Below are 6,256 nucleotides of genomic sequence, written 5' to 3'. Positions count from 1 at the left end.
GAAGTTCACGCGCGGCGAGGCCGAGTCGGCCACGCCGGGCGTGGGGCTGGGCCTGGCCATCTGTCAGGCAGTGGTGCAGGCGCACCGCGGGCAAATCACGGCCGCCAATGCGCCGGGCGGTGGTGCAGAATTCACCATCACCCTGCCGCGCCGCCCGCCGCCGCATGGCCTGCCCGAAACCGCCTGACCTTTCTTCTTCTTTACCCATGTCCCACCCCGCACCCGTTGCCGTTGTGATTGAAGACGAGCCGCAGATACGCCGCTTTGTGCGCGCGGCGCTGGAAGCCGAAGGCTGGCAGGTCTTCGAGGCGGACACCGGCAAGCGCGGGCTGACCGAGGCCGGCACCCGCAAGCCCGACCTGCTGGTGTTGGACCTGGGCTTGCCCGACGGCGACGGGCTGGAGGTGATTCGCGACGTGCGCGGCTGGTCGGCCGTGCCGATTGTGGTGCTGTCGGCGCGCGCCGACGAGGCCGACAAAATTGCCGCGCTGGACGCCGGCGCCGACGACTACCTGACCAAGCCCTTCGGCGTGGGCGAGCTGCTGGCCCGTGTGCGTGCCAACCTGCGCCGCCCGCGCGCTGCCAGTGCTGACGGAACGCCTGACGAGCCGCTTTTTACCTTTGGCGATGTGGTGGTGGACCGCCAGGCGCGGCTGGTGCGCCGCGGCGGTGTGGAGGTGCACCTCACGCCTATTGAATACCGCCTGCTCACCGTGTTGATGACCAACGCCGGGCGGGTGCTGACCCACCGCCAGCTATTGCGCGAGGTGTGGGGCCCCGCCCATGCCGGGCAAAATCACTACCTGCGCATCTACATGGGCCACCTGCGCCAGAAGCTTGAGGCCGATCCGGCGCAGCCCAAACACTTGCTCACGGAAACGGCTGTGGGTTATCGCCTTTGGGTGGCCTGACGGCGCTTTCCGCCCGTATTGAATGACAAATATGGCTGCAGACCACGATTGACGCGCGCAAGCAGCTATAAAATATATAGCAAATGACAGAACCTCTCAAACCCGGCCCGGCTCCGAAACCCGTGGGTGCGGCCGTGCGAATTCCGAAAACCGCCGCCCCGGCACCCGCACCAGGCGCACCGGCCCCCACCATGCGGCTGAACAAGCGCATGGCCGAGCTGGGCTTGTGCTCGCGCCGGGAGGCCGATGACTGGATCGCCCGCGGCTGGGTGCGTGTGAACGGTGCACCGGCCGTCATGGGGCAACCGGTGGCCGTGGATGCACGCATCGAGATTGACCGCCAGGCCGAGCAGCAGCAGCGCCAGCAGGTCACCATCCTGATCAACAAGCCGGTCGGTTATGTCAGCGGCCAGGCCGAAGACGGGCATGAGCCGGCCGTGGTGCTGGTGCAGCCGCAAAACCGCTGGCGCGAATGCAACAGCCGCATGCGCTGGGGCCATGAGCAGTTGCGCGGCCTGGCGCCGGCCGGGCGGCTGGACATTGACTCCATCGGGTTGCTGGTGCTGACGCAGGACGGCCGCGTGGCGCGCCAGCTCATCGGCGAAGACTCGGAGATCGAAAAAGAGTATCTGGTGCGCGTCAGCTACAGAACCGAAAAAGGGGACGAAACGGCCAACGTGCAGGCTTTGTTCCCGCGTGAAAAGCTGGCGCTGCTGAATCACGGCCTGAGCCTGGATGGCCAGGCACTCAAGCCCGCAAAGGTGTCATGGCAAAACCCCGAGCAGCTGCGTTTTGTGCTCAAGGAAGGCAAAAAGCGCCAGATTCGCCGCATGTGCGAGCAGGTGGGCCTCTTTGTTACCGGCCTGAAGCGCGTGCGCATCGGCAATGTCAATCTGGGCCACCTGCCGGTCGGCCAATGGCGCTACCTGGCGCCGCACGAGCACTTCTAGTCTGCCCTGTCAGGCTCTGACCGTCCTGTGGGCCGTGCGTCCCTCTGTCCTACCCGGATGCGYGTCAACGGATGGCAGTTTCCCGTAGGCCAAAGCCTAAAGTGGGTTGTATGGCACTAATTACTTACCTGGTAGAAGACAACGAAATCGTTCTTGAGAACCTGATAGAGGCGCTCAAGGAGATTGCCGCTGTCCAGGTAACGGGCCACGGCGCCACCCAGACCGAGGCCACCCGCTGGCTGAAACTTCACGACGGCGAGTGGCATCTGGCCATCGTGGATCTTTTCCTGAAAGAAGGCAGCGGGCTGGGCGTTCTCGCAGGCTGCCGCAACCGTGAGCCCTACCAGAAGGTGGTTGTCCTGAGCAACTATGCGACGGATGAAATCCGCAGGCGCGCCGCCGAACTCGGGGCCGATGCGGTGTTCGACAAATCCAGTGAGCTAGAGGGCCTGTTTGACTATTGCCAGGAACAAACGACCCTGCACTAGGGCTCGTTAACAGGCCCCAGGCGGAATCAGGCGCGTATTTGTCACCCACCTCCTGGCGCAGCAGGGGATGGGTGTCRTCAACGATGCGCATGCTGCTGATGCGATCCCTGTCTTGCCGAAATCCGAAGATGTCCGCACAGCTGGAATTGACCCGCCTCCCATCGTTCAGCGTCCAGCCGTAGCGAAAGCAGGCCGTCATGTTTCACGGGCAATGGACGTACCGGTTTTTCTGCAAAACCGCTTCCAGCGGAAGTAGTCCTCCAACAGAAGTAAGCTAGGGCCTGATAACGCCATAACGGGCCCAGGTCCAACCATGGAGGGATACACAGATGCACACCTGCCATCCTGTCGAGGGATTTTCAAAGCGTCCGCTGGCCCACAGAGTGGCGGCCTGCTGTCTGGCACTGGGTGCCTGCGCGTCGCAGGCCCAGGTTGAGCGGCCGGCGATACCGCCCGCGGTGGCTGGGCAAATCGACGCGCTGGTCGCCGAATATGTTCCGGGTGTGTTGCCAGGCCTTCAACTGGCGGTGGGCAAGGCCGGCACGGTGCTCTATGCACGCGGCTATGGCGCGGCCGACCTGCGTGCCGGCGTGCCCATGACGTCCTCCACGCCGGTGAAGATCGGCTCGGTCACCAAGCAGCTCACTGCGGCGGCATTGCTGAAGCTGCAGGAACAGAAAAAAATCTCGCTGGCCGACCCGCTGTCGCACTGGATCCCCGAGCTGCGTTACCGGCCGGACCCCACCATCGCCCAGGTCATGCAGATGGTGGCCGGCATTCCTGGTGCCAAAAAAGACCCCGATGACCTGCTGGTGGGCAGCGTGCCGGCCGTGCTGCAGGAGCCGCCCATTCCCAGGGAGACGTTTTTTGCCAACCTCAATGCGCGCGGTCTCTATGCACCGCCGGGCACGGCCTACGACTATTCGAATGCCGGCTATATCCTGCTGGGCCGCGTGATCGAGCGCGCCAGCGGGCAACCGCTGGAGACGGCCTTCACGCAGCTGCTGTTCCAGCTTGCAGGCATGTCGGCTTCCTATCTGCTGGGGCCGCAGCCGCGGCCTGAGGCTGCGCGCGGCTACTACCGCGTGAAGCCGGGTGACCGATGGCTGGTGTGCCCCGACCTCAACTCGGGCTTCGACGCGACAGGCGGCGTGGTGTCCACCGCGTCCGACATGGTGCGATGGAACGGCGCACTGAGAAGCGGCGCCATCGTGTCGGCCGACAGCCTTGTGCTGATGCGCACACCGGCGCGCCTGGCCGACGGAGAATCTGCGCCCATCGGCATGGGCCTGACCGCGCTGGGCGGGCCAGGCAGTTATGGTGCCGGCGGGCAGACGGTCAGTTTTGCATCGGTCGATGCGGGCTACGGTAGCGGCTATGACGTGGTGTTGCTGGCCAACGGCAGCAATACGGTGGGCGACGCCGCGTATCCACGCTTTGCGCTTGCGGCGCGCATCCACAACGTGCTGAACCCGGGCGCGCCCGAGCCTGTGCCGGTGGTTACACCCAACCCCGTGGGTGTTGAAACGGCTGCACCGACGGAGTTGCTGCACCTTTGCAAGTAAGGCGCTGAAGGGCTGGCAGGATTCTGCCGGTGATAAGGGTTCTCACGGACGTGCTATTAAATTGGTAGCTGCTTGCGCCCGCCCATAAAGGCCAGCCGGCATTTTTACTTACAAAACGCCCGCCATGCGGTATCGCTGGCGCGCGCACGCTCTTGCCCCCACAATCGTGGCATGCGCACACCAGGCCCGACAGACACCGTAGCAGGCACTTCCACTTCTTCATCGAAGCTGTTGCCCACCTGGCTGCATGTTTCCGACATCCAGGGGCTGGCCCAGCTTGCCACGCAGGCAACGTTGGGCGTCACGGGACTGGCAGAAACCGTGCAGGGCAATGTGTACAAAGCCGTGGCCGCACCGTTTGGCCTGCTGGGTTCAAGGTTCGTCGACAGCGCGCCGGGAAGCAGCGGCGTCAGGCCTTCCGGCATCACGGGCTGGGTCTACGGCAGCATCAGGGGCGTCACGCGGCTGGCAGGCGGGGCGGCCAATGCGGTGTTGTCGCGCGCAGCGCCGCTGGCCGGCGCGCAGGCTTCTTCACCGCAGCGCGAGGCCATGCTTTCGGCCCTGAACGGCGTGCTGGGTGACCTGCTGCTGGACACCGCCAATCCGTTGGCGATCCGCATGAGCTTGCGCCATGAAGGCCAGCCGCTGGTGCTGGACCCACAGGCGCTGGCCGCGCGGCTGCCGCAAGCGACGGGAAAAATCCTGGTGATGGTTCACGGGCTGTGCATGAATGACCTGCAGTGGTGCGGCAACAGCGCGCTGCCGCAGGGCCATGGCGGCCAGCTTGCGCGCGAGCTGGGTTACACGCCGGTGTACCTGCACTACAACACGGGGCTGCATACCTCGGCCAACGGCGAGCAATTGGCCGGCCTGTTGCAGCAACTGGTCAAAGCCTGGCCGCAACCGGCGCAGGACGTGACGCTGCTGGTGCACAGCATGGGCGGCCTGGTTGCGCGCAGCGCCTRCCACCACGCAGCCCAGACGGGCCACAGCTGGCTGCAGCAGCTCAAGGCCATGGTATTTTTGGGAACACCCCATCACGGCGCGCCGCTGGAGCGGTTGGGCAGCTGGGTCGACGGCGTGCTGGGCAGCAACCTGGTGACACGGCCCTTTGCCAGGATCGGCCAGGTGCGCAGTGCCGGCATCACTGACTTGCGCCACGGCAACGTGCTGGAAGCCGACTGGCGGCAGGCGGGGCGTTTTGAACGTGGCCCAGACGTGCGGGAGGTCGTGCCCCTGCCCGCGGGCGTGGATTGTTATGCGGTCGCCGCCACCACGCTTTCAGCCGGCCGCGGCCCCCTGGTTCCGGTCAGGGAGGCACTGGCGCGCAAGATGGTGGGCGATGGGCTGGTGTCGCTGGAAAGCGCCCTGGGCCTGCATGAAGAGGCGGCCCGCACGCTGGCGTTTGCGCCGGAAAACCAGTGGGTGGCACAAGGCATGAATCACATGGAATTGCTGGGCCGCCCCGAGGTGACGCGCCAGCTGGTGCAATGGCTGGGCCGTTAGCCTTCCTGGCGGCCGGGGGTTTTACGCAATCTGGTCAGGGGGTGACCAGGCTCACACTGACGGGCCAGCTGAAGTTGGAGGCCAAGGCGTCTGCGCCGGGTTTGCGTTCCTTCAGGCTGAAGGCGTGTTGCAGTGCCAATTCAAAACGGCCGGGACGCAGTGCACAAACCCGGTAGCCGCCGTCGGCTGCCTCGACGCGTGTGCCCGCGCTGCCGCTGACGTTCAGCTGCCAGCCCGCTACTTGCTGCTGGTTGAGCTGCAAATCCATGCAGAAGCCCTTGCCCAGGGTCGATACCAGCACCATGCGCTGTGTGGCGGAAATGAGGGATCCCGTGGTGTCGGCAGAAAGCAGGGCTGCCGGGTGGCTGTTTTCCAGGATACGAAGCACAGCCGGAATGACGATGGCGAAATCCAGCTTTGTGCTGGCCTGGGGTTTGTCAACACTCAGCATCTCGCCAGCTCGTGAACTCTGCGGTATGCAGAACATGGCCACCAGCAGCGCCGACAGCGCCATGAGGCGGCTGAAAGACATTGGGTAGGTGCTGCAGGAGGACACGGAGCTGAACCTGTGAAGTGATTAAGTACGCCTCAATAGTAACTAAATTGATAAAAGTGATGCAAGACATTAATGCCAGCAAATGTGTGACTTATTTACCGGTTTATTCGGTTTTTCAGCAAATTTCAGCTTGTTTTTGATTGTTTCATCAAATTATTGCCGAGCGAACCCATCGATTTGTCAATTTTTGAGTTTTCCGAGGGCTGCCGCGGCCCCGAGCTCAGACGTTCTGAGTTTTGACGCAGCCATCAACTCACACGGGCTCTCCGTGGAGCGGAGG

Annotated in this window: 7 protein-coding genes; 6 read left to right on the top strand and 1 reads right to left on the bottom strand. The window is 64.1% G+C overall.

The window, feature by feature from the left end; all coding sequences use genetic code 11:
- The 6 genes from AC1DWI_RS11055 to AC1DWI_RS11030 all read left to right on the top strand — a co-directional run.
- Window positions 1–187, top strand: a 187-nt coding sequence (locus AC1DWI_RS11055) for an ATP-binding protein (protein WP_477724833.1), incomplete at its 5' end; no start/stop codon positions are given.
- A gap of 19 nt (window positions 188–206) precedes the next feature.
- Window positions 207–911, top strand: a complete 705-nt coding sequence (kdpE, locus tag AC1DWI_RS11050) for a two-component system response regulator KdpE (protein WP_477668642.1) — start codon at window positions 207–209, stop codon at window positions 909–911.
- A gap of 83 nt (window positions 912–994) precedes the next feature.
- On the top strand, window positions 995–1,861 hold the full coding sequence (locus AC1DWI_RS11045; RefSeq protein WP_477668641.1) for a pseudouridine synthase: 867 nt from the start codon (window positions 995–997) through the stop codon (window positions 1,859–1,861).
- Window positions 1,862–1,971: 110 nt separating this feature from the next.
- Window positions 1,972–2,349, top strand: coding sequence for a response regulator (locus tag AC1DWI_RS11040; protein WP_477668640.1), 378 nt, complete (start codon window positions 1,972–1,974; stop codon window positions 2,347–2,349).
- 329 nt (window positions 2,350–2,678) lie between these two features.
- Window positions 2,679–3,914 (top strand): serine hydrolase domain-containing protein, encoded by a 1,236-nt coding sequence (locus AC1DWI_RS11035; RefSeq protein WP_477668639.1) that lies wholly within the window; start codon window positions 2,679–2,681, stop codon window positions 3,912–3,914.
- Between the two features lie 171 nt (window positions 3,915–4,085).
- Window positions 4,086–5,420, top strand: coding sequence for an esterase/lipase family protein (locus tag AC1DWI_RS11030; protein WP_477724832.1), 1,335 nt, complete (start codon window positions 4,086–4,088; stop codon window positions 5,418–5,420).
- Between the two features lie 34 nt (window positions 5,421–5,454).
- Here AC1DWI_RS11030 and AC1DWI_RS11025 read toward each other — a convergent pair whose 3' ends face one another.
- Window positions 5,455–5,952 (bottom strand): hypothetical protein, encoded by a 498-nt coding sequence (locus AC1DWI_RS11025; RefSeq protein WP_477668637.1) that lies wholly within the window; start codon window positions 5,950–5,952, stop codon window positions 5,455–5,457.
- Between the last annotated feature and the right edge of the window lie 304 nt (window positions 5,953–6,256).

It is taken from the genome of Polaromonas sp. P3_C2, from assembly GCF_056402675.1.
This window is presented reverse-complemented; position numbering and strand designations above follow the sequence as displayed.